A 21,537-nucleotide genomic window follows, 5' to 3' on the forward strand; every position below is an offset into this window, starting at 1 on the left:
TCCCCGGCCTTTCTCAAGGTATAATTTTGTCTCATCAAAAAAGAAAAACAGATTTAAAATCTAATACAGCAAAGCAATGAAAACAACAATTTCAACAATTCTTTTAGCAGCAACTTTTATCTTAGGTACGCCTGCTATTTCTAAGGCGCAAAAAAATGATACTGCTACTCTATTATCAAAAAATGATACCAGTATCCGTCCTTTTAACATCAATATTCCACAATCTCAGCTGGATGATCTTAAAAAACGTATTTCCGAAACCCGATTCCCGGATAAAGAGACGGTGAAAGATGCTTCTCAGGGAATTCAGCTTGAACAGTTAAAAGAACTGATCACCTACTGGGGCAACGGTTACGACTGGAGAAAAGTGGAAAATAAACTGAATGCGCTTCCCCAGTTTGTAACAAAAATTGACGGACTTGATATCCAGTTCATCCACGTACGTTCAAAAGAGTCCAATGCAATGCCGGTGATCCTCACGCATGGCTGGCCGGGATCTCCATTGGAGTTTATCAATGCTATAGATCCTTTGACAGATCCTGTAAAATACGGAGGGAAAGCAAGTGATGCCTTTGATGTGATTATACCGGCAATTCCCGGATATGGTTTTTCAGAAATTCCAACGGAAACAGGCTGGAATCCTGACCGTGTTGCCCGTGTATGGGATGTACTGATGAAAAGACTTGGCTATAAAAAGTATGTTTCTGAAGGTGGTGACCACGGCTCCGTTATTTCTGATGCATTGGCTAAACAAGCTCCCTCAGGCCTTTTGGGAATTCACCTGACGATGCCGGCTACCATTCCTGCTGAACTTGTAAAGCCCATCAATGCCGGTGACCCTGCCCCATCAGGACTTTCTGCATCAGAAGCAAAAGCATACAATGCAATGAGTACATTCTTTGGAAGAAATGCAGCCTACGGAGGAATGATGGTGACACGTCCACAAACAACAGGATATTTACTTTCTGATTCTCCAACAGCTTTAGCAGCATTCCTTTACGAAAAAATTGCAGAATGGAGTGAAAGTGATCTTCATCCTGAGAATGTCATTGGCCGTGATGCTATCCTCGATGACATTACTCTTTACTGGCTCACCAATACGGGAGCGTCTTCTTCCCGCTTCTACTGGGAAAATAACAAAAATAATTTCAGTGCCGAGGCACAGAAAACGAAAGACATTAAAGTTCCTGTAGCTATTTCGGTATTCCCTCACGAAATTTATCAGGCTCCGGAAAGCTGGTCAAAACAAGCTTATCCTACTTTATATTATTACCATAAAGCTTCCAAAGGCGGACATTTTGCAGCATGGGAACAGCCACAAGTCTTTACGGAAGAGCTAAGAGCCGCTTTCAAAGATTTAAGAAAAAAACTTTAACCATAACTATCAATCAACAATATCGTTTAATTTAAATAATAAAAATATGGAACTAAGTACCATTCAGGAAGTAGAAAATACAACAGTAGTTAACATCAGTAAAGTGTTGTATTCCGGTAATGTCATTGTAACCGGAGGTCGTAACGGCGAAGCAAAAAGCAGTGACGGAAAGTTGGATATTGAATTAACTTCTCCCGGTTCAAAAGGAAACGGAACCAATCCGGAACAGCTATTGGCGGCAGGATGGTCGGCTTGTTTTATTGGAGCTATGCATCTGGCTTCTGCAAAAATTGGGATTACTCTTCCTGCAGACCTATCTGTCAATACCTCTGTGGACCTTGCTACCAATGATGATGAATTTTTCCTGCAGGCTCACCTGCAGATTCTTTTACCCGGTTTAGCAATAGACCAAGCAAGAAAAGTTGTAGAGACAGCTCATGCAACATGTCCTTATTCAAAAGCAACCCGTGGAAATATCAATGTAAAGATCGATGTAGTAGTTTAATTTTCACAATGTTTAGCCCATTTTGACGAAAACCTTCCCTGCTAAAGCAAGGAAGGTTTCTATTTGTTTAAATCTGTCTGAAAAAGATATTCCGGATATAAAAGTCTGTTATATTAATTTCCAAAATTGACAAAATGAGGAACATCCGTAGCAAAGCTGTTCAGTGGTAAAAGATTATTTCTGTTACTGTTAAAGTCAAAAACAGAATTATTATCAAAAGGAACACGTGGATAATACATAAAAGAAATCTGAATCCTGTTGAAAACCAGATAGGGATTATTAATTAAAACACCTATTCCGATTTTTGCATTGGCTTTGGTTTTCAATAATTTATCATCAGGCATTCCCAGCCAGCCCACTGCGGTAGTTAAATAAGGACTGAAATGGAAATTCTTCCAGGTTTTATTAATAAACAATTGAAGCTGATACCTCAACACTATTTTTTTTGTTCCGATATAATCCGAATTATAAACAGGAAATTCATCTGCAGAAGAAAGGTTGATCCTATCCTTATACGAGTAATTATGCTGTGGATTTCCCAATGCTAATGTTGGAGAGAAAAAATGTCTTACTTTGGCAAATTTCCAGTCCATCAGGTTGGTAAAATACGTTCCGTCAAAGCGAAAAGATTCCCTGTTCTGGCTGTCTTCATTAAAAAATCTTCCAAACTGTGCTTTCACAGTGAAATATCCCAGTTTTGTAAAACGTCCGTAAGATGCAGAAATCCCCACATACGGATTTACTTCTTTATTTCTTGATAAACCTCCTGCAATGATGTTTACAGAATTACCATACGCAATATCCTCCGGCAAATCATACTGGAAAATATTCTTCTGAACCGAGAAGTATCTCTGAATAAACCCAACAGACATCAGAAAACTGTTATAAGAACTGAAATATTTATATTGATCAATTCCTGGACTGTCTTTGTACTGATAGTTTTGAAATCTTCCTATTATGGCAATATTACTGGATACCTTTTCACTGGGATCAGATGACACCGGGATCTGATAACCACCCCATAAATCTTCACTGTACACCTTGATCTGAACTTCCGGAAACGGAGTATCCGTATTTATCGGCAATAAAACTTTCCGCATAAAATATTCGAATGTAAAACCACCTGCCCATTTCGTTAAAGGTGAGAAAAAGTCTCTTCTGAGGCTGAAATTAATCCTTTCATTTCTTGAAAAGTCCCGTTCTCCAAGGATCTGGGCATTGATATAGGTACCAAAAAGATTATGGGTGGTATAGCTTCCTAACAGATAGTCCTGCTTTTCTTTGGAATCGTTTCTGTAGAGGAAGTCCAGGGTGTGGCCCAGTCCCAGCACATTCTCTTCAGTCACCCCAAGGCCAATTTTGCTTCCGGAATAACTGATTCTCGGCTTCAGACTCCAGGAATCAAGAACTTTTACCACAACATCTATAGAATCTTTGCTGGAAGTGCTGTCTGAAACACTGATATTAACTCTGTTTATAAAAGGCATCGCTCTTAGCAAACGTTCAGATTCATAGAGCTTTTGGGCATTGTATTCTTCTCCTTCTTCAAAAAGTAAAAAATTATTAACGGTCGATCTTCTGGTACTGGAATGAAGGTGATCCTTTATCCAATCATACCATTTGCCTATTTCCTTACTGTCTTTAGAGCCATATCCAAAAGGGTCAATGGTCTCTATCCTGATATTTCTGATAATTTTTTTATCATAAGTTTTCTGCGAAAGTTTTTCAGTACTGGACTTCACGGAAGTAGAATCCGGCTCTCTACGAAATATAAAGCGGTGGATGAATTTGGTAACTTTTCTTTTGTCCGAAAATTCTTCTATCTTATAATAAAGTGAATCTTTCTTCTCCTGTGCATTTAAAAAGAAAAAACCACTTAAAAGGAAAATCAGAGTTAGAGTCGTTCTAGTCATTAGTCATCAAAATTCAATAAAGTTTCTTGTATCAATTTATACGCCAATAAAGCTTCAATACCTACCACATTTAAGAAATTTTTCTATGTAAAGCTCACTTTATTCGATAGTCTCATTTTATAAATAAAAGAGTGTCTGTATTTTATTATAAATTCATGTCAGATTAAGCCTAACATCAGTATTACATTCAGCGTGAAATAAAACAATAGCAGAATAACCAGTTCTTTCAAAAAAGGTCTTTTTTTCCTGTAAATTTTGCTTACTATTGAAGATAATCCTAAAAATAATAATCCTACCACTGTCAAAAAAAATACTTCTGACCAGTAATGCCGGAATCAATTCATTACCCATCATTTGCTCCAGTTTTCTTTTGATCCTAGTCAAATCCTGAGATCTTTACTAAACTGAGACATCCGAATGTATAAATTATGGTTTTTAAAAGAAAAAAATAGTTGTTTACTGGTGTATTCCATTCAGATTACAATATAGTAACCTAAAATTATAAAAAAATTTCCTTCTACAGTTTAAAAAAGAAATAAACCACGGCAACCCATTCTTTTTTTATACCATGGGCGTAGCCTATTGTGCTGCGGCTGGCATTTTCAACGGTTCCGTCATCTTTAATATATCCCAAGGTAGAACGGCTGCTGTTTTCTACAGTTCCGTCTTCCCTTACATAACCTACTGTAGAACGGCTTTTATTTTCAATAGTTCCGTCATTTCTGATATAACCAATCGTAGAATGGCTGCTGTTTTCAACAATACCATCACTCCTGATATAACCGACTGTGGAATGGCTGCTGTTTTCAATAGTTCCATCAGTTTTAATATATCCTATGGTACTCCGGCTGCTGGATTCAATGGTTTGTGCTTTTATCAGTATCGTGCCTGTTACGGTGATCATTAAAAATAATATTTTTTTCATTTCATTTTAATGTTTTATCCAGGTCTAAGTTAAGATTCTCTTTTCAATTTCTTTATTTAAAATTCAAGCTGAAAAACTAACGTAAATCATATAACAGAAGCATCAAGTACATCTTTTTTTTGTTATTTTTACTCATTATAAATAAAAATAATACATGAAGAAAATTGTACTTACAGGAATAACAGTGATAGGAGGATTTCTAACGGCAAATGCACAGTGCAAACCCGTAACCGCTCTTACAGAAAGTTTTGATACCTGGAAAGATATTAATAAATGCTGGACTGCTCAAGCGGGAAAAGCGATGCTTTATGCAAGTGACAAAAGAATTATATTTTATTCAATGAGCAATCCTGGAGAAAATATGTATCTGGTAACACCCGAAATTAAAGCGGGAACCTATACGTTGTCTCTTGATCTTTCTGATAATGGAGGTGAAACAAGCTTAGAGCTTTTCTCAGTAGACAACCCTTCTGATGTGAAAACTTATGTTTCAATCACTAAACCTTCCAAAATAACAGGAGAGAAAAAAACATTTACCGTTTCTTTAAAAAAAGACTCCCATTTAGGGTTGAAAGTCTTACTGAATGGAGTACATCAGGCTGTTTATATGGATAACCTGTCTCTGCAGACAAAGAAGTAGATTTAGGATAATGCCAGTGAGCACCAGTAAAACTATGTCTTAAGAAAAACTAAAACATTCTTAACAGTATATATTCAAATACAAAAACTCAGAGTGAAATTTCGCTCTGAGTTTTTTATTTTAGTTTTAAAAGGATTATAATTATGATAGAATTCTGATGCTTAAGCTTATTCAATTTTCCAAAAAATTCACACTATGGAAATTAATAAAAAGAGTATCACTGCGGATACTCTTTAAAACTTAGAAAAAACGTGCTAATATATACTTCATTACTTGAGAATAAAAAGCAGATTATACTAAAAATATCCGCTTCCACTTTGTAATGGTATTTCTGCTTAATTTAAAATGCTTCGCTAACTGACTGTTATTTAATTGATGCTTTTTTTGATAATCAAGGATTTCAAAAATAGTCTGTTTATCATAAGATTTGAACTTTTGATTTTCAGATGACCCATCAAAAAATATAATATTATTAACTTTCAAAACATCAGATAAAGACATTGTTTCTTTTGATAGATATTTCTTTACATATTCTAATTTTTCCGGACATTTAGACTTTATGAAATCATGATAAATCCTTTTATAATTAGGTCCTGCATTTATTATTTGTACTTGCTTATCCATTTATTCAATGTTGATTTTGGGATCCGGTATTGAGTAATGATTTCTACCGAAGTCTTTTTTTTATTTTTCAAAAGCTCCAATATATAGTCTATAATTTCCTTTGTATAGAGACTTTTCCGGAACTGAGGCAGTTTTGATTTCACTCCATTTTTATTTTGGCTGGCGATGGGTGCGTATAATATTAAATGATTGGAATAGAGACGGAAAAAATCATATTTCAATAATTTCGACCATTTTAGAAGTATATCAACGTCTAATGATTTCTTAGAATACATTTCGAGAATCTCCTTTTCTGTTGAATGTAAGAATCTGCAGATTCTGCTCATCTCAATATCCTGTTCATTGACACATTCATACACCAATGCACCAATGTGAATGTCTTTCAAATTTTCCATCTTTAATTAATTTATATCTGTATTCGAAAAGTAATATTTTATAAGAAGTAAGTTCCTGATTTATCCTTTATTAAATTGTTGGATATATCCCCTAAAAGCTTGTGGATTTCATTTTCACTACAAAATGTAATATCAATATTTTTTCTTAACAGCTTCCCTGAAGAATTTGAAAAAAGAATAATTAAATATTTTCGATAGGTCCTTTCCAGTATTTCTATCCTTACAATTTTTTTTTGTGGCATTTCAAAGACTGGATTTCTTCCATTTGAAAGCCATTGATAGCTTTTAATAGAAATCACCTTTCCGGAATTCTCATATTCAAATATAAACCGGTTTTTTAGCAGCCCATATACCAGTACCAATAAAACGACCAGGGAAAAAACCTCTGAAGTAAAAATGTATCCAAAAAACATGAGAATACCAATGCTCAAAGAAAGTAGCGACAATAGAACTAACTGAACAATCATATGATGACTTACTCTCTTCTTATTATTTATTTTCATTACCCTTCAATTATTAAATGTGTCTATTCTTATTTATTTTCTCTGTATATATTTTGAATTCAAATGGCGGAATATTGTTATTCCATTCATTCCGGAGCTTGTACAAATACGCTGGTTGCACTCCGTAACAGCCCTGCTATTAAAAATGTAACTTTTATAATTTTAACCATACTTAATTTTCCATGTACATTGATTCACCTACCACTCACCTTTTACTCTTTAAGACAAAGTGACTTCATTAATAATTTAATTAACTAAAGCATGTTATTTCTTTAAAAACAATAATAAAAACATCTCACAAAAGTGAAATAAATACAGAATTTTGTTTAAAAAATTTGAGAATTTATTTAACTTTTAATGGTTAAACAAAGCATTAAAGTTACTAATGCAAATGTCTGATAATCTTAACAAAAGGTAAAATAATTACTGTAAAAATAGATTAGCAATATTGTAATTTTTAATTGCGTATCATGTAGTTTTTAAATGACATTTAATTCTTTCAACAATGATTTATTTTTACTACATTTATATTAATTGAACCGAACAAACACAAATGTACCAACGCTCCTCAATGTATCATAAAGCAGTTATATTGCTGCTATTATTCCGGATACTGCTATGCTATAGCCAGCAAACAGCTTCTGTATGGTATGACACAGATAATGGTCTTCCACAGAATAGTGTAAAAGATATTACTAAAGATCAATACGGATTTATATGGCTGAGTACAGAAAACGGTTTAGTACGCTACGATGGATATAATTTTGTAACGTATAATCATCTTAATCTTAAAAACAACAGATTTACTTCTTTTTTCGGAAGTATTGAAAAAGATTCCATTTATAATTCTACAGCTTATACGGAAAACATTGTTTTATTGTCCAGAAGAAATGTAAATGTTTTACATCAGATGAACAGCTGTACTCAAAAAATGTTGGATGAAAGCAAGTTATATGGATTATTTGTAAAAAACGGAACTCCTGAAAAAATAGATCATAAAGACTTCTTCATTTATTTTGACAGAAAGAATTCCTATCATCTGTTTAATAATGGAACTATACAATATAATGATAAAAAGATAGTATCCCTAAAGGAACTGCATAAACATTATATAGCCGATACTTTTTGTTTTGGGCAAAATATTTTTATTATTGATAAGAGGTTAAAAAAAATCATCAGAATATCTTCAGGGCAAATCAGTTATTTAAATGCTTCAGAGATTTTCTTCCAGAATCACGTCAAAGTATACTGGAGTCAGATTAACAATCAGTGTTTTATCTTTCATCATAAGTCATTGTATAAGGTATCCTATCAAAACAATACTATCGGATTAAAAAAAATGACAGATTATGATCTTAATGAAAACTCTTTAGCATCTGTTTATCATGACGAGATTAATAATAAAGTTTATCTCGGTAACTTATCAGACGGTTTGAATGTAGTGAAGTTTAATAATTTCCATGTGGCCAACCGATCAAACAAATCTTATGAAAATATTTTTTATTCGATAGTTCCTTTTGAAAATGATAAAGTAATTACTGCATCTGGAGATGTATACAACGAAAACAGACTGATAAAGCAATATCATTTTAATACAACCAGCAAATATTTTTTATTCTATGATCCACAAAAAAATATTTTTGTTCAAAACGGCAGATCACTACTTCGTTTTTTCAAAGGTTCCGATTATTCAAAACACGAATCCCTGTATTTCAAGGAAACACCACCGTACGTTTTCAATGTCAACCATTGTTATATTACAACGTTACATCTGCCTTCATTACAATCTCAACTTTCTTTTTATAAAGATTCCGGTTTCAAACAGCCGTTTTTACAGTTTTCAATGCCCAATATTGTTACATCAGTACAAGAGCTGGCCCATAATAAATGGCTGATAGGAACCAGGGATGCCTTGTATTCGATGGAAGAACCTTCTTTTACTCTTACAAAGATCTCTACCCGTTCATTACATGTAAGAGAAATTACAAAAGCAAAAGATGGGAATATTTGGATCATGACCCAGGGAAATGGCTTCTTTCTATACAAAAAGGGTCAGCTCATTAAAATGCCCGAAGATAAAAACGGATATCTTTCATTTTCACATACGATTCTGGAAGACAAAAATGGTTTTCTCTGGATCAGCACCAATAATGGTTTATTCAAGGTGCTGAAAAGTAACCTGCTGCAATATTTAAAAGATAAAAAAACGTTACCCTACTACTACCGGTACAGTAAAGAAGATGGCTTTAAAACCAATGAATTCAATGGAGGCAGTTCTCCAAGTGCCGCAGCTCTCCAAAATGGAAGTTTTGTGTTTCCATCTATCAAAGGACTGGTATTTTTTGATCCTGAAAAAATAAGAAGCTATTACCCTAAAAATTTCTTTTTGGAAAGGGTTATATTCTATGATTACAAAAGTAGGATACAGGGAAAGCATATTAATCTGGAAAACAATTTTTATAAAACGATAATTTTAATAGATGTTCCTTATTATGCTAACAGAGCTAATTTGGTTATTGAAGGAAAACTGAAAGGTTCCAAGAATGAAAGATGGGAAAGGGTAAGCAGTGATGGCAAATATTATATCTCAAATCTGGAACCGGGCCAATATCAGCTTATGGTGAGGGTATTGACTTCTCCGAAAGGAAAATACATCTATAAAACAATGGATATCAGTGTAAAATACTTGTTTTACCAAACACCTATTTTTAAATTCTTTATTGTTTTACTATTGTCTCTTATTGTATTTACATTCTTTAAAATAAGAATAAAAAGGCAGGAACAGAAAAAAAGAGAACTTGAAAAAATCATTACCATAAGAACCCGGAAACTTTCAAAGACGGTTTCAAAACTGGAGGATACCAAGGAACAGCTCCGAAAAGAGAGTGTACAGCAGAAAAAACTTTTGGAGACCATAAGTCATGATATCATTACGCCCATAAAGTATTTATCCATTACCGCCCAAAAGTTATATGAGACAGACGAACATGATCGTTATATACAAAAGAAATATTTCGAAAGTTTCTACACATCTTCTGTAGAGTTTTACAATTTCGTGAAAACGCTAAAGGAATATGCAGAGATATATAACATTTCTGAAAAAAATGAAATTTATAATATTTATGAGGTGGTAGAAGCTAAAAAAGCTCTTTTTGAGGTTGCAGCGAAAGAACAAAACACTCTTATTATCAACAATATTAAAGATCCCACTTACTCAAAAAACAACCAGAATGTGATTGCTGTCATCATTCATAATCTCATAGATAACGCGGTTAAAAATACGATTAATGGAATCATAGAACTTTCTACCACTGAAGATAGCAGGACCTTTTTCCTGGAGGTAAAAGATACGGGTAAAGGAATGAGCCGGGAACAGATGACCTATTATGAAAAGCTTCAGGATAATATTGAAAATGAGAAGCTGGTTTTACAAAAGTACAGTTTAGGACTACACCTTATCCTTCAGCTGCTTATGATGATTAATGGTAGAATTGAATTTAAAAATAACACACCCAACGGAACCATAATATCCATTAAAATAAAAAAACAAAAAGATGACTAGAAAAATTATTATTGCCGATGATCACTTCGTAGTAAGATTAGGCACTACCCTGATTTTGGAATCACACTACAAAGATGTAAAAGTTTCCTGTGCAGAATCCTATATAAATATAAAAAAATCCGAAGAAAAAATTTCTCCGGATCTTTTATATTTTAATTTTAGGCCAACCTATTTCAAGACGACTTACTTTTATTTTTTCTAAAACTAATTTACTTTTTCTAATGATAAACGTACTACTCTGAAAGAAGTAGGACTACCGGAAGCATTATAAGTAAATCCTTTCATTTGAATCTGATCCCCGGCTACTAAATTTACTACTACACTCCAGGTAATGGCAACGGTTTCGTTTAAATAATTTGTAGATGCTCCACCAGGCACTGCAGTTGTAGAACGATTACCTATCTGGTTACCGTTCTGAGTCGCAAAAGCCATGAAAGAATAGGTTGTCGGGACATTGCCATTTATTAAAAGTCCCGCTGTATATGAAATTATATACGTTCCCCCTTGATTAGCAGGAACAGTAAGTGTAGTATTATCAGTTCTCCATGATGCAAGATTACCACTTCCCTGGCTTATATCAAATGTAGTAATAACATTGTCAACAGTCCATGGAACGCTATTACCATACACTAATGCACTATATCCTAATACTGTACCACCAGAAGCCGGGTTAGCAAGGGGTTTCCATACAGATCCATCAAAAGAATAATATCCTGCAGCAGTTACATTGATCGTTTTTGCCGAAGGTGAATTTGTGGCTGCTGTAACATAAACAATAGAACCTGTTTCATTAGATGAATACACGTTATCTTTTGCTTTTAATTGGTCCCCTGTTAATCTGGGAGGTATAAAGCCATCTATTGTGGTTGGGCTTGTTGCTTGACCTTCAACATCCAATGTAGCCTTAGGTATTGGAGTATTGATACCTATTTGAGATTTGTAAAATCCAAAAATCAGGATCATACAGAATAAGAACAAATTTTTCATGTTTAAACAAATGTGTGTTTAGAATCAAGATTCTCTTGAAATAATAGATAACGTTATAAAAATAAATTAAAAATTAACGTTTTTATCATAAAATAAATACTCCTCAATTTTTCCTTGTACTTTATTATTTGGACACTATCCTTCAAAGCTTGATTCTTTTGAAGTCTTTATTATGTCTGAGTTCTGCAAAAAACAGCTCAACATCTTAACGTCATTATTTTCGAAGTTTTATGCCTTTCCTGATAGATCCTTCAGGCGGTAAACCTGAAGGCAGCCTTCCCTCCACCACAGGTTCACTTTCTCTTTTCTCAAAAGGTTTTTCTACAGCATATGTTATATCCCACACTATCCAGTCAATAACCGGACATTTGCCTTCAGCATTATCTGGAGGTATAATTATAGGACCTTTAGTAAAATCTATAAGTCTTCTGGATCTACAATGTCTTGATTTCTGTACCCAAGATTTTTTCCACTCACTTTCAGGAAGGGGCATCGGAATTCTCTTAAGTGGAATACAATTTAATTCCCAAGTTCCATCAAGAGATCCTTCAAAAACAGCGTTATTAAAAAAAAGATAATTAAAACCTTCTACGTCTTTCTCATCATAACCAGAACCGTTGTTCGGACTTGCATAATCCTGGAAACAAATGTAACTATATATACAATTACGATACCTGTTGATAAATGCTCTAAGTTGGGTTTTATTACTGGTAGGGCTTTGAAAATGCCACGCTCTGAATGAAGGCCGTCCCATCATTTTCTGACCTTCCTCTTTTGTTATAATAATTGCACATCCGTTCATCGCTCCTGTTAGAACATAATGAGGTTCATCACTGCCTGGATTAACTAATATTTCAACATTACCAATATTCTCTATAAAATCTTTATTGCTATCAAATCCTGCCTTATATGGGAAATAATAAGCGGATCCAATTGAATTATATTTATATTTTGGTTCATGTGAAAAAAGGTGTTTACGCTTAAAATTTTTTTCAGGCAATAAACAACTGAATGGCTGGCCTTCATTTGAAATATCTACACTACACATAAGCTCTATATTTGCTAGACTTTTGATTTGCTGAACAAGTACTAGTCGGGAACTTTCCTCAAAGTCCAGAGAAATAGGTAAACGATGTTTCCATATAACATCTTCTCCCAAATGTAATTCTTGCGTCTGTTTGACTTTAAACATTATTATATAATTTATAAATTAAAAAAAGTAATATTATACTCTTATTTCTGTTTCATAAATTCCATTTTAAGGATAAAATCATTAATAATCACACTAATACTTTTATCTCTTTTCAATTTGGAATTGAGAATTCAGCATATAAGACCATATCTATGCTCTTTACAGAAGGCAGACCTTATTCAGTTTCTTCGCACAGCAGATACGAAAAGTTAAGCACCGACAGAAGTGACTGCTTGCTCTCATTTGCATCTCCGGTTGGACTGCTACTCAGCTGTAATCACATCTACAATCAATATCTGTTTATTGATAACAGTGATGAAAACCTAAACAAATTTGAAAAGTCTGCGAGAAATATGCATTCGTTGGCAAGATACAGCAGAGCCAATCAGATTAACAAGGAATGGATTGAAAAGTATCTCAATGAAGCGCATTCTTTCGGACTACAGTCTATACGTGCCCATTTCAATATTATGTGTTGGTCTGATAATCCTGCTGAGCTTAAACAGCTAAAAAATGATACCGGAAGTGCCTTGGCATTGATGGAATGTAAACCCCGTCACAACACAACAGATACTGCAACATTGTACTGGGCAGGAATTCCCGGGAATGCAGGAGATTTTCCGAGTGAAGAAAGTTTCTACACGTTTATAGAACCTGCATTATGCTTTTTCACTGAAGAAACCAATTATCAGGATTCCCCTTCACCTTTTGGGATAAAGATGGCAGACCGATTGACGGGAAAACCTATCCATCTGGATATTTCAGATCTTCCGATGAAACAGGGAATCATTACCAACCGCAACAAGTTTATCCTCGGTCCATCAGGAAGTGGTAAATCCTTTTTTACTAATCATATGGTGAGGCAGTATTATGAGCAGGGAGCCCATGTTCTGTTAGTCGACACCGGAAATTCCTATCAGGGGTCATGCGAACTGATCAAAGGAAAAACAAAGGGTGAAGATGGAGTTTACTTTACATATACAGAAGACAATCCGATTGCTTTCAATCCATTCTATACTGATGATGGAGTTTTTGATATAGAAAAACGGGAAAGCATCAAAACACTTATTCTCACACTATGGAAAAGAGATGATGAACCGCCAACCCGCTCCGAAGAAGTTGCTTTATCAAATGCAGTCAGCGGCTATATTGATCGAATCAAAAATAATGAGCAGTTCCCTTCATTTAATGGCTTTTACGAGTATGTAAAAAATGATTATCAAAAAGTATTAGAGCAAAAAAAAGTCAGGGAAAAAGACTTTGATATTGCCAACTTTCTGAATGTTTTAGAGCCTTATTATAAAGGCGGAGAATATGATTACTTATTGAATTCAGAAAAGCAATTAGATCTTCTTTCTAAGCGATTTATCGTTTTCGAGATTGATGCGATCAAGGATCATAAAATCCTTTTTCCCATTGTAACCATTATCATCATGGAAGTTTTCATTAACAAAATGCGAAGACTGAAAGGAATCAGAAAACTGATCCTGATTGAAGAAGCCTGGAAGGCAATTTCTAAAGAAGGAATGGCTGAATACATCAAATATCTCTTCAAAACTGTAAGAAAATTCTTTGGAGAAGCCATTGTCGTTACACAAGAGGTGGATGACATCATTCATTCTCCCATTGTTAAGGAAAGCATCATCAACAATTCAGACTGTAAGATCCTTTTGGATCAGCGGAAATACATGAACAAGTTTGATGATATTCAGTCTATGCTGGGTCTTACAGACAAAGAAAAAGCACAGGTTCTTTCCATCAATATGAATAATGATCCGAAAAGACTGTATAAAGAAGTCTGGATCGGATTAGGAGGAACGCACTCTGCTGTATATGCCACGGAAGTTTCCACAGAAGAATATCTGGCCTATACCACAGAAGAAACGGAGAAAATGGAAGTCATGCAATTGGCTTCTGAACTTGATGGCAATGTAGAGCATGCCATCAAGCGGATTTCTCTTAAGAGAATCAAATCGAATACAAAAGAAACTTAAATCATTAAAATTTTAAAACAATGAAAAATTTAATCATTACAACAGTTATGGTTATCAAATGATAAAATTACTTTTAAATAATAATATTTCACCTCAAGCTATAGAACAGCCATTGGATATGTCGATACCGGAAAACAAAATGATGCTTGCTATTTATTTAGCTGCACCAGAGGTAGAAAATGATCGAAGAGCACTTAATACGTTCTATGGGATGAGAAGAGCTCAAAAAGAAGGAAGACTGATGGGCACCGCATCTTATGGCTACATTAACAAATGTACTGAAGATGGAAGAAAGTTTGTAGCCTTAAAAGAACCCGAGGCTTCAAATATGCGATGGGCATTTAATGAAATTGCTAAGGGTAAATATGCGACCAACCAGATAAGACTTAAAATGAATAAGATGGAAGGCGCAAAAATTAGCAGTACTTCTTTTTACAGAGCAATAAAAAATCCGGTTTATATTGGTAAAATATATATTAAAGCATACAAAGACGAGGATGCCTGTATTGTTGAGGCCAATCATGAAAGTTTGATATCAGAAAGCCTATTTTATAAAGTGCAGAATGTTTTAAGTGGAAAAACTTGGGCTGAAAGACCCAAAGGTAAAATTATCACTGCAAATGAATTTCCACTGAGAGGCTTTTTAAAATGTCCACGATGTGGAGGACATATTTCAGGTAGCGGATCCAAAGGCAAGAAAAATGTTTATTATTACTATCACTGTAATTCTAAGTGCGGCTATAGACATAGCTCAGACAAGGTTAATTCTGCATTTGAAAAAGAATTAGTGAAATATGATTACCATGAAAGCATAAATACGTTATTAAAAGAAATAATATTAAGCAATTTTAAATACATACAGGAAAATATTGAAGGTAAGAAAAGGGAACTGTCCGAACAGATTGTTAATTTAACCAATAGGCTATCTAGCGCTAGAGAAAAGTATCTCGAAGACAGATTGGATTTTGAAGATTATCAAGTTATTAAAAATGAAAGTAAGAAAAAAATTGATGAGCTTGAAATGGAACTTCAGAATCAAAGGCTATCACGTAAAAATACAGATATCAGAGCAAAGCTTGACCAGGTTCTAAACATCTTGCCAAACCTTTCTCAATTGTACATTAAAGGTGATAATGAGACAAAAAATTCTATATTGTGTTCGATTTTGGCCGAAAAACTAGAATTTCAAGAAAATGCTTTTCGAACACCCAAATTAAATTCTGCACTGACCCAAATATTACTGATTAACAATCAGTTACAAAGTGAAAAAAAAGGAAAGAGCACTTCTAAAAGTGCTCTTTCCCGAAGAGTGACCGCAGAAGGATTCGAACCCTCACTGTCGGAGCCGAAATCCGAAGTTCTATCCATTAAACTATGCAGCCGTATTCATAAGTTATGAATGATAAGTAATGAGTAATACCTGATTACTTATCATTCATTGTCTTTTATGTTTTAGAAAGTAATTTTCACACCTCCCAGAATCTGTGCACCCAGGACTTTATATCCTTTGTAAGTCTGGTATTTTGAGCTCAGAAGATTATTTCCGAGTGCGAAAATACTGAAATTTTTGTGAATTTTATACTCTGCAGAAAGATTTAAATCAGCATAACCGCCAACTTTATCATTTGTATTCTCTGTAGACTGGAAGATTACATTTGGAGCGCCTACGCCTTCGATTGCATAAGAGTTTGTTGTTCTGTCACTTGCAAAGATTCCTTTAAATCCTAACAATAACTTTTTGTCAAGCATTGTATATTTCGCCCCGATGCTAGCATTGAACAAAGGAACGTTATAAATATTATCGAAATTCTTAAGATCATACTTGGTGAACCTCAATTCTCCGTCTAAAATCAGGTTTGCCAATGGGAAATACTGCACACTCCCTTTGATATCGCTTACATTTCCATCATCATATACCGCAGAGAAAGTATTGGCAAAATTGTAGGCAGAACGGTTAACAGAGCTGTTATCGAAAAGACCATTCGCTTTGAAGAACATAATGTCTCTCATTTTTCCGTAACCCGCAGAGAAGTCGTATTTCAGTGTTTCATCAATGTCCCCTCTCAATCCTACATAAAAATGATATTTCGTCTCTGTAGGCTTTAAAAACTGGTCAGAAAGGATAAATGGATTCGTCTGTAACATATCTCCGTAGGTATTCAGTTTCAAACCACCGTCTACCCCCCCGTAGAATTTAAATTCGTTAGCTGCTGCAAACTGGAACTCCGCCTGTGGGAACCAATACGTTTTATTATTTTTCTGCTGAGAAAACAGTTCCGCTGAATTTTTAGCATTCAGGAAAGAAAATGAAGAACCTAACATCAGATAAGAGTCTCCTTTTCTGAACGTTACTTTCGGAGTAAGGTTTGTATTGAAGAAATTGGAAGAATTTTTATCTCTGATGGCAAAATCGGTTTTCACAGCCTCTAATCCTACTCCAAGATCAGCATTCAGGTTGATTCCTGATTTTCCTAATTCAACAGCATGTTTGGAGAAATTGGCAAGGATGGACACCTGGTTTTCCTGCGCATCAAAATGATCTTTCAGGAATGATGATTTTACCCTTACATCATTTAAGATTTCATTGGAATAAAAATCATAATATCCGTTTACTTTAAACTGATTTACTTTTTGTTTCAGATCAAGCTCTCCGGTAGGCTGCATGGCGTAGATTCCATAATAATTATAGCTGTCTAAACCATATTCAGCATTAAGGTTGAATTTCCCCTTTTCACCATATGAGTTTAAGAAAGCGCCAATATTAGCAGAAGTCTGCCCGGACTTCCAGTCGTAGTCTTTTTTAAGACCATTAGTGGAAAGAACATGAACATCTGCTCCTACTTCAAGCTTATTTTCAAGGGTTTTTGAGACGTTTCCGTCTACCAGAATTTTTCCGTAATTACCCATTCCGAACTGGAAGTAGTTATTCTGAGCCATTCCATCAAATTTCGGAGCTACATCTTCACCCTGAATGGTTGAAGTCTTGAAGTCTGAAACAGCAGGAACATCCGTGATGGTATATTTCACGGGAGTCTGCGATTTCTCTTCCGGCGGATAATTTTTAATGGTTTCCACAGAAGTCTTCTTCTTCTCGATCTTCTTCACTTCCGGTTCTCTCTTTTTATTAAGAACCAGTTTTTCCTCCTTGATCTGGGAAAACGCCACAGACGAAATTCCTAAAAATAATATAGATAATATTTGAATCTTCTTGTTCATATTTTCTTTATTTGAAAAAAATATATAACGGGTTTTTATTTATTGGAAGCGATATAGCTGCCTAATAAAGCTTTCCCTGACTGTTTTGAAAAAGTTCTCCCTAGTCTGAATATATTAAACAGCCAAAGGCTTTGATAAACCTGTAGTTTGTATTGATAATTTTTTGTTGTACTGTTCTCAGCTACATCATAACTGTAAGAAATATCATAAGGAAATCCTGAAGGCAATAATCCGACTGTCAGCATACTTCCAATCATTGGGTTTCCGCAAGGAGGAGTATAGGTTTTCATCGGATGCAGAGTTATTTTTGCTGCATGGGTACTGTCTTCTACAATTTCATAAATATCAGAATGTTTTAAAATTTTAAATTCTCTTTCAAGATCCTTGTTCATTACAAAAACTTTTTGCTTTTTGAAATCAGCTTTTGCATGGTTATACTCTTTTGGGTAGGCACTGTACGACGGAATGCAACTCCAGAGAGAAGTGGAAATCAAAAAAGAATATAGGGTAATTTTAAACACCTTCATGTATTATTTCTTAATCTGTTTTTTAACTTCTTTAGCTTCAGCTACGATCTCTGGGAAATCTTTGTAATTCGCGATGATCTGATCACACGTATAACTTGCCTGATAATTATCCTTCAGACCGATATAGTTTTTCGCCATCAATACCAATGCTTTTGCTCCCCAGAACTCTTCCGAAGCATAGTTATTGGCAAGCTTAAAGATGGTCTCATTAGAAGACTTGAAAGCCTTTCCTTTGTTCTGATAATAAGCTTTAGCATATAAAGCTTCCGCTGCTACCGAAGTATTGGAGGATTTTTCAAGCGAAACATAGGCTGCCTGAGCATCTTTATCTTTTCCTGAGTTCATCAGGCTTCTTGCTTTGATCACTTTTGCTGTTTCAATAACGGCTGCTGAGTTTTTAGAATTAGCAATGACTGCATTAGCCAGTTTCTCTGCTTCTGCGAAGTTATTTTCTTCTGCATACAGTTTCATCAGCTCTACATTAGCATAATTTTTAATGCTGATATCAGACGAATTTTTAATGCCTTCAAGATACTTTTTGGCTTCTGCCGTATTCCCCTGTGCAATAAAGATTTGAGCTAAACGAGTTTGTGCATCATCCTGGTAATCATTCTGAATTACAGCAACTTCCTGAAGAACAAGTAAAGCTTTAGTTGAATTATTGGTCTGATAGTAACTTTCTCCCAATTCATACTTCGCCTGGTACAATCCTTCCCCTGTTGGGTTCTGTGTCAGATACTTTTCGTAGTAAGAAATGGCACTTTTATAATCTTTCTTAGCGAAGAACTGTTTAGCTGTTGAAAGGTTAATTTCATCTATTTCAGCAGTATCTACATTCACCCCAATATTTCTTGCGAAAGTTTCATACCCTGAAACATCTCCGTTTTTCGTGAAGATAGGTTTTGCAGCCTGAACCACTTTCTGAGCATAGGCTGTATTTTTATACTGCTCACCCAGAGACTTCAGTTCAGAAAGCGCTTTATCATTCTGATTCTGGTCTATGTAATTCTGCGCTCTGTAAATTGAGGCATTTGCTATTAAATCTTTATCAGAAGATCCTTTAATTACTTTTCCGAAATAATCATTGGAGTTCGCAAAATCATCCTGAGCTGCATACGCTGTTCCTATTTCGTATTGAGCGTCATCAAAATATTCAGAATCCGGATATTTCGATAAAAGGTTTTTAAGGTTGGTAATCTTCGCCTGAGTATCTCCTTTAAATCCTAAAGCCATTGCTTTCTGATACAAAGTATAATCCGTAGCATCTTCATTCTTATCGTAGATAGCAATCGCTTCATTCAGATCATTGTTGGCATAATGAATATCTGCAAGACGAAGTTCTGCATCATTTTTAAACTCCGGTTTCGGATTGGTAAGATACTGTTTGAAATAAGTAGCAGCCTGATCAAATTTCTTGGATTTAAAATAAGCATACCCTAAATCATAAGGCAGCTGCTGTTTTTCAGGGAAGCTTTCCGTAAGAAGCTTTTCATAACGAACAATGGCAGAAGGGTAATTTCCTTTCTGGTAATATACCTGTGCCAGCCAGTATAAAGCTCTGCTGTTGAATTCTTTATTGATATTAAAGCCAAGACTTCTTAAGAAATATTTCTCAGCTTCATCATAATTTCCTTTGTTGAATTCTTCAGTCCCCAATAAATAAGAAACCTCCTGGTCTACTTTATTGATCTCGGGAGTTGAACTCTGCAATCTGTCAATTGCATTCAGGGTTTCTTTATAGTTTCCGGAATACAGATATGATTTCACCAATAATGATCTCATTTCTGTAGCATTGGCACCATTCTGATTTTCGTTGATATAACTTTGGATCACCGCAGAAGGGCTTTCAAACGGGTTTCCGATATCATAACTTAATTTGGCATACTGCTCATGAGCCAGCTTTTTCACTTTCGCATCATAATCCATCTGATAAGAAGAACGGAATGCGGAAAGCGCTTCCTGCTTTTTATCAACTGCCAGATAAGCATTTCCTAACTGGTAGTAAGCATTTTGTGCTAAAGCAGAATTACTGTTCAGAAGCTGGTTGTAATAAGAAACCGCTTCATCATATTTTTTAAGCTGTGCAGCGACAAATCCCATCTCATACAAATCGTTTTCGGATGGATTCTGCTGTACGCTCAGATAATCTTTTAAATGTGGGTAAGCAGAACTGTAATCATTCTTCATGAAATAACTCTCTCCGATGATCTTATGAACTTCCGCTTTATAAGAATCTGAAATATTTTCTTTTAACAGCGCATTTCCTTCTGTAATTGCCTGATCGTAATTCTTATCATTATAATACATCTGTACATAATAAGGACGTACAAGCTTCGAGAATTTATCCTGATCTTTTATGGAATCAAAATACTGGAAAGCTTTATCATTCTGTCTGTTGCTGTAATATAAATGTCCCAGCATGTAAGCAATATCTCCTTTTTGAGACTGATCCGCTGATTTATAAGCTTCTTCCAGTGCATCAATTGCTCCCTTGGAATCACCCGTCATAAATTTTGCATATCCAAGCTTCAGAATATACTGGGTATTTTCCTCTTTCGAAAGCTGATACTGATTTACCTTTTTCAGCGTTTCCAGCGCCTTGTCAAAGTCTTTCTTCGCTAAATAGTAATCTGCCAGCGGAAGATTAGCCTGAGCAAAATAAGCAGAATTAGGATATTCTTTTATAAAAGCTGTTAACCCTTCTTCAGCATGATTTTTCTGAAGAATCACACCAATTACATTATCAAAAAACTGCGCAGCTTCCTTTTTCGAACGGGACAAATTCTGATTATAGAAATATTGTCTTGCATATTCGTATTGTGAAGCGTTATAAATTTTAGTCTGATAAAGGTTTTCGGCTAGATTGAGCCTGTAATTTTCTTTCTGGGTAAAATATTGGGACTGTTGAGCATCGGAGATTCCGAAATAGATTACAGCAGCCGCTAAAAGTATTTTTTTTGATTTCATTCTTCTTGATATAAGAAAATTAGTCTAAATAAGTTAACGAAAATATTAAAAACTTATTGTTTAAGCAAGTTTTAACAGCGTTAATGGATGTTAATACTTATTTCATAACAACGAAAATTTTCTCACTATACAATGATAAAATTTACTACTTTCGTTTGATAAAATGTAAACAATTTTAATAAACAGTTATCAAAAACGTATTTTAATTTGAT

15 protein-coding genes, 1 tRNA gene and 2 pseudogenes are annotated in these 21,537 nt (G+C 34.7%); 7 read left to right on the plus strand and 11 right to left on the minus strand.

From position 1 onward, the window contains the following. Positions 1 to 76 precede the first annotated feature (76 nt). On the plus strand, positions 77 to 1,375 hold the full coding sequence (locus tag J2786_RS08130) for an epoxide hydrolase family protein (RefSeq protein ID WP_310024650.1): 1,299 nt from the start codon (positions 77 to 79) through the stop codon (positions 1,373 to 1,375). Between the two features lie 46 nt (positions 1,376 to 1,421). Next, on the plus strand, positions 1,422 to 1,880 hold the full coding sequence (locus J2786_RS08135; RefSeq protein ID WP_310024652.1) for an organic hydroperoxide resistance protein: 459 nt from the start codon (positions 1,422 to 1,424) through the stop codon (positions 1,878 to 1,880). A 113-nt stretch (positions 1,881 to 1,993) separates the two neighbouring features. On the opposite strand, the gene J2786_RS08140 is transcribed toward J2786_RS08135, so the two are convergent. Both J2786_RS08140 and J2786_RS08145 read right to left on the minus strand, forming a co-directional pair. Next, positions 1,994 to 3,793 (minus strand): hypothetical protein, encoded by a 1,800-nt coding sequence (locus J2786_RS08140; protein ID WP_310024654.1) that lies wholly within the window; start codon positions 3,791 to 3,793, stop codon positions 1,994 to 1,996. Between the two features lie 517 nt (positions 3,794 to 4,310). Beyond that, positions 4,311 to 4,718 carry a 5-fold beta-flower protein gene (locus J2786_RS08145; RefSeq protein ID WP_047433463.1) on the minus strand — a complete coding sequence of 136 codons (408 nt, stop codon included), beginning with the start codon at positions 4,716 to 4,718 and terminating at the stop codon, positions 4,311 to 4,313. Between the two features lie 154 nt (positions 4,719 to 4,872). Between J2786_RS08145 and J2786_RS08150 the strand changes: the two genes are divergently transcribed. After that, entirely contained in the window at positions 4,873 to 5,358 is a 486-nt protein-coding gene (locus J2786_RS08150) for a hypothetical protein (protein ID WP_047433464.1), read from the plus strand. 291 nt (positions 5,359 to 5,649) lie between these two features. Here the strand turns inward: J2786_RS08150 and J2786_RS08155 are convergent, their stop codons facing one another. From J2786_RS08155 to J2786_RS08165, 3 genes are read right to left on the minus strand one after another with little or no spacing between them, the layout of a single operon-like run. After that, complete coding sequence (locus J2786_RS08155) at positions 5,650 to 5,982, minus strand: transposase (RefSeq protein ID WP_047433465.1); 333 nt, start codon at positions 5,980 to 5,982, stop codon at positions 5,650 to 5,652. Further along, complete coding sequence (locus tag J2786_RS08160; RefSeq protein WP_047433466.1) at positions 5,961 to 6,377, minus strand: hypothetical protein; 417 nt, start codon at positions 6,375 to 6,377, stop codon at positions 5,961 to 5,963. Before J2786_RS08160 ends, J2786_RS08155 begins: the two co-directional genes overlap by 22 nt. Positions 6,378 to 6,415: 38 nt before the next feature. After that, positions 6,416 to 6,880, minus strand: coding sequence for a hypothetical protein (locus J2786_RS08165; protein WP_142016819.1), 465 nt, complete (start codon positions 6,878 to 6,880; stop codon positions 6,416 to 6,418). 571 nt (positions 6,881 to 7,451) lie between these two features. Between J2786_RS08165 and J2786_RS08170 the strand changes: the two genes are divergently transcribed. Both J2786_RS08170 and J2786_RS08175 read left to right on the plus strand, forming a co-directional pair. Further along, positions 7,452 to 10,442: a ligand-binding sensor domain-containing protein gene (locus J2786_RS08170; RefSeq protein ID WP_310024658.1), complete on the plus strand. Its 2,991-nt coding sequence runs from the start codon at positions 7,452 to 7,454 to the stop codon at positions 10,440 to 10,442. Beyond that, positions 10,435 to 10,644 carry a helix-turn-helix domain-containing protein gene (locus J2786_RS08175; protein ID WP_310024660.1) on the plus strand — a complete coding sequence of 70 codons (210 nt, stop codon included), beginning with the start codon at positions 10,435 to 10,437 and terminating at the stop codon, positions 10,642 to 10,644. Before J2786_RS08170 ends, J2786_RS08175 begins: the two co-directional genes overlap by 8 nt. A 2-nt stretch (positions 10,645 to 10,646) precedes the next feature. Here the strand turns inward: J2786_RS08175 and J2786_RS08180 are convergent, their stop codons facing one another. Both J2786_RS08180 and J2786_RS08185 read right to left on the minus strand, forming a co-directional pair. Next, entirely contained in the window at positions 10,647 to 11,429 is a 783-nt protein-coding gene (locus J2786_RS08180) for a phage tail-like protein (RefSeq protein ID WP_310024662.1), read from the minus strand. Positions 11,430 to 11,643: 214 nt separating this feature from the next. Continuing rightward, a complete protein-coding gene (locus J2786_RS08185; RefSeq protein WP_310024664.1) occupies positions 11,644 to 12,621 on the minus strand; it encodes a hypothetical protein in 978 nt (325 codons plus the stop codon). Between the two features lie 44 nt (positions 12,622 to 12,665). Between J2786_RS08185 and J2786_RS08190 the strand changes: the two are divergent. Beyond that, positions 12,666 to 14,615, plus strand: a pseudogene (locus tag J2786_RS08190) (TraG family conjugative transposon ATPase); the annotation flags it as partial. Between the two features lie 328 nt (positions 14,616 to 14,943). Then, positions 14,944 to 15,378, plus strand: a pseudogene (locus tag J2786_RS23050) (recombinase family protein); the annotation flags it as partial. A gap of 547 nt (positions 15,379 to 15,925) precedes the next feature. Here the strand turns inward: J2786_RS23050 and J2786_RS08195 are convergent. The 4 genes from J2786_RS08195 to J2786_RS08210 all read right to left on the minus strand — a co-directional run bounded on the left by J2786_RS08195 (position 15,926) and on the right by J2786_RS08210 (position 21,325). Then, positions 15,926 to 15,997 (minus strand) — tRNA-Arg (locus tag J2786_RS08195). 70 nt (positions 15,998 to 16,067) lie between these two features. Continuing rightward, on the minus strand, positions 16,068 to 17,831 hold the full coding sequence (locus tag J2786_RS08200) for a TonB-dependent receptor (protein ID WP_310024667.1): 1,764 nt from the start codon (positions 17,829 to 17,831) through the stop codon (positions 16,068 to 16,070). Positions 17,832 to 17,866: 35 nt separating this feature from the next. Beyond that, positions 17,867 to 18,223 carry a hypothetical protein gene (locus tag J2786_RS08205; RefSeq protein WP_142016883.1) on the minus strand — a complete coding sequence of 119 codons (357 nt, stop codon included), beginning with the start codon at positions 18,221 to 18,223 and terminating at the stop codon, positions 17,867 to 17,869. Positions 18,224 to 18,361: 138 nt separating this feature from the next. Further along, the gene (locus J2786_RS08210) at positions 18,362 to 21,325 is read right to left on the minus strand and encodes a tetratricopeptide repeat protein (RefSeq protein WP_310024669.1); all 2,964 of its coding nucleotides are present in this window, start codon (positions 21,323 to 21,325) and stop codon (positions 18,362 to 18,364) included. Between the last annotated feature and the right edge of the window lie 212 nt (positions 21,326 to 21,537).

This window comes from Chryseobacterium vietnamense (assembly GCF_031454475.1).
Taxonomy (GTDB): Bacteria; Bacteroidota; Bacteroidia; order Flavobacteriales; family Weeksellaceae; genus Chryseobacterium; species Chryseobacterium vietnamense.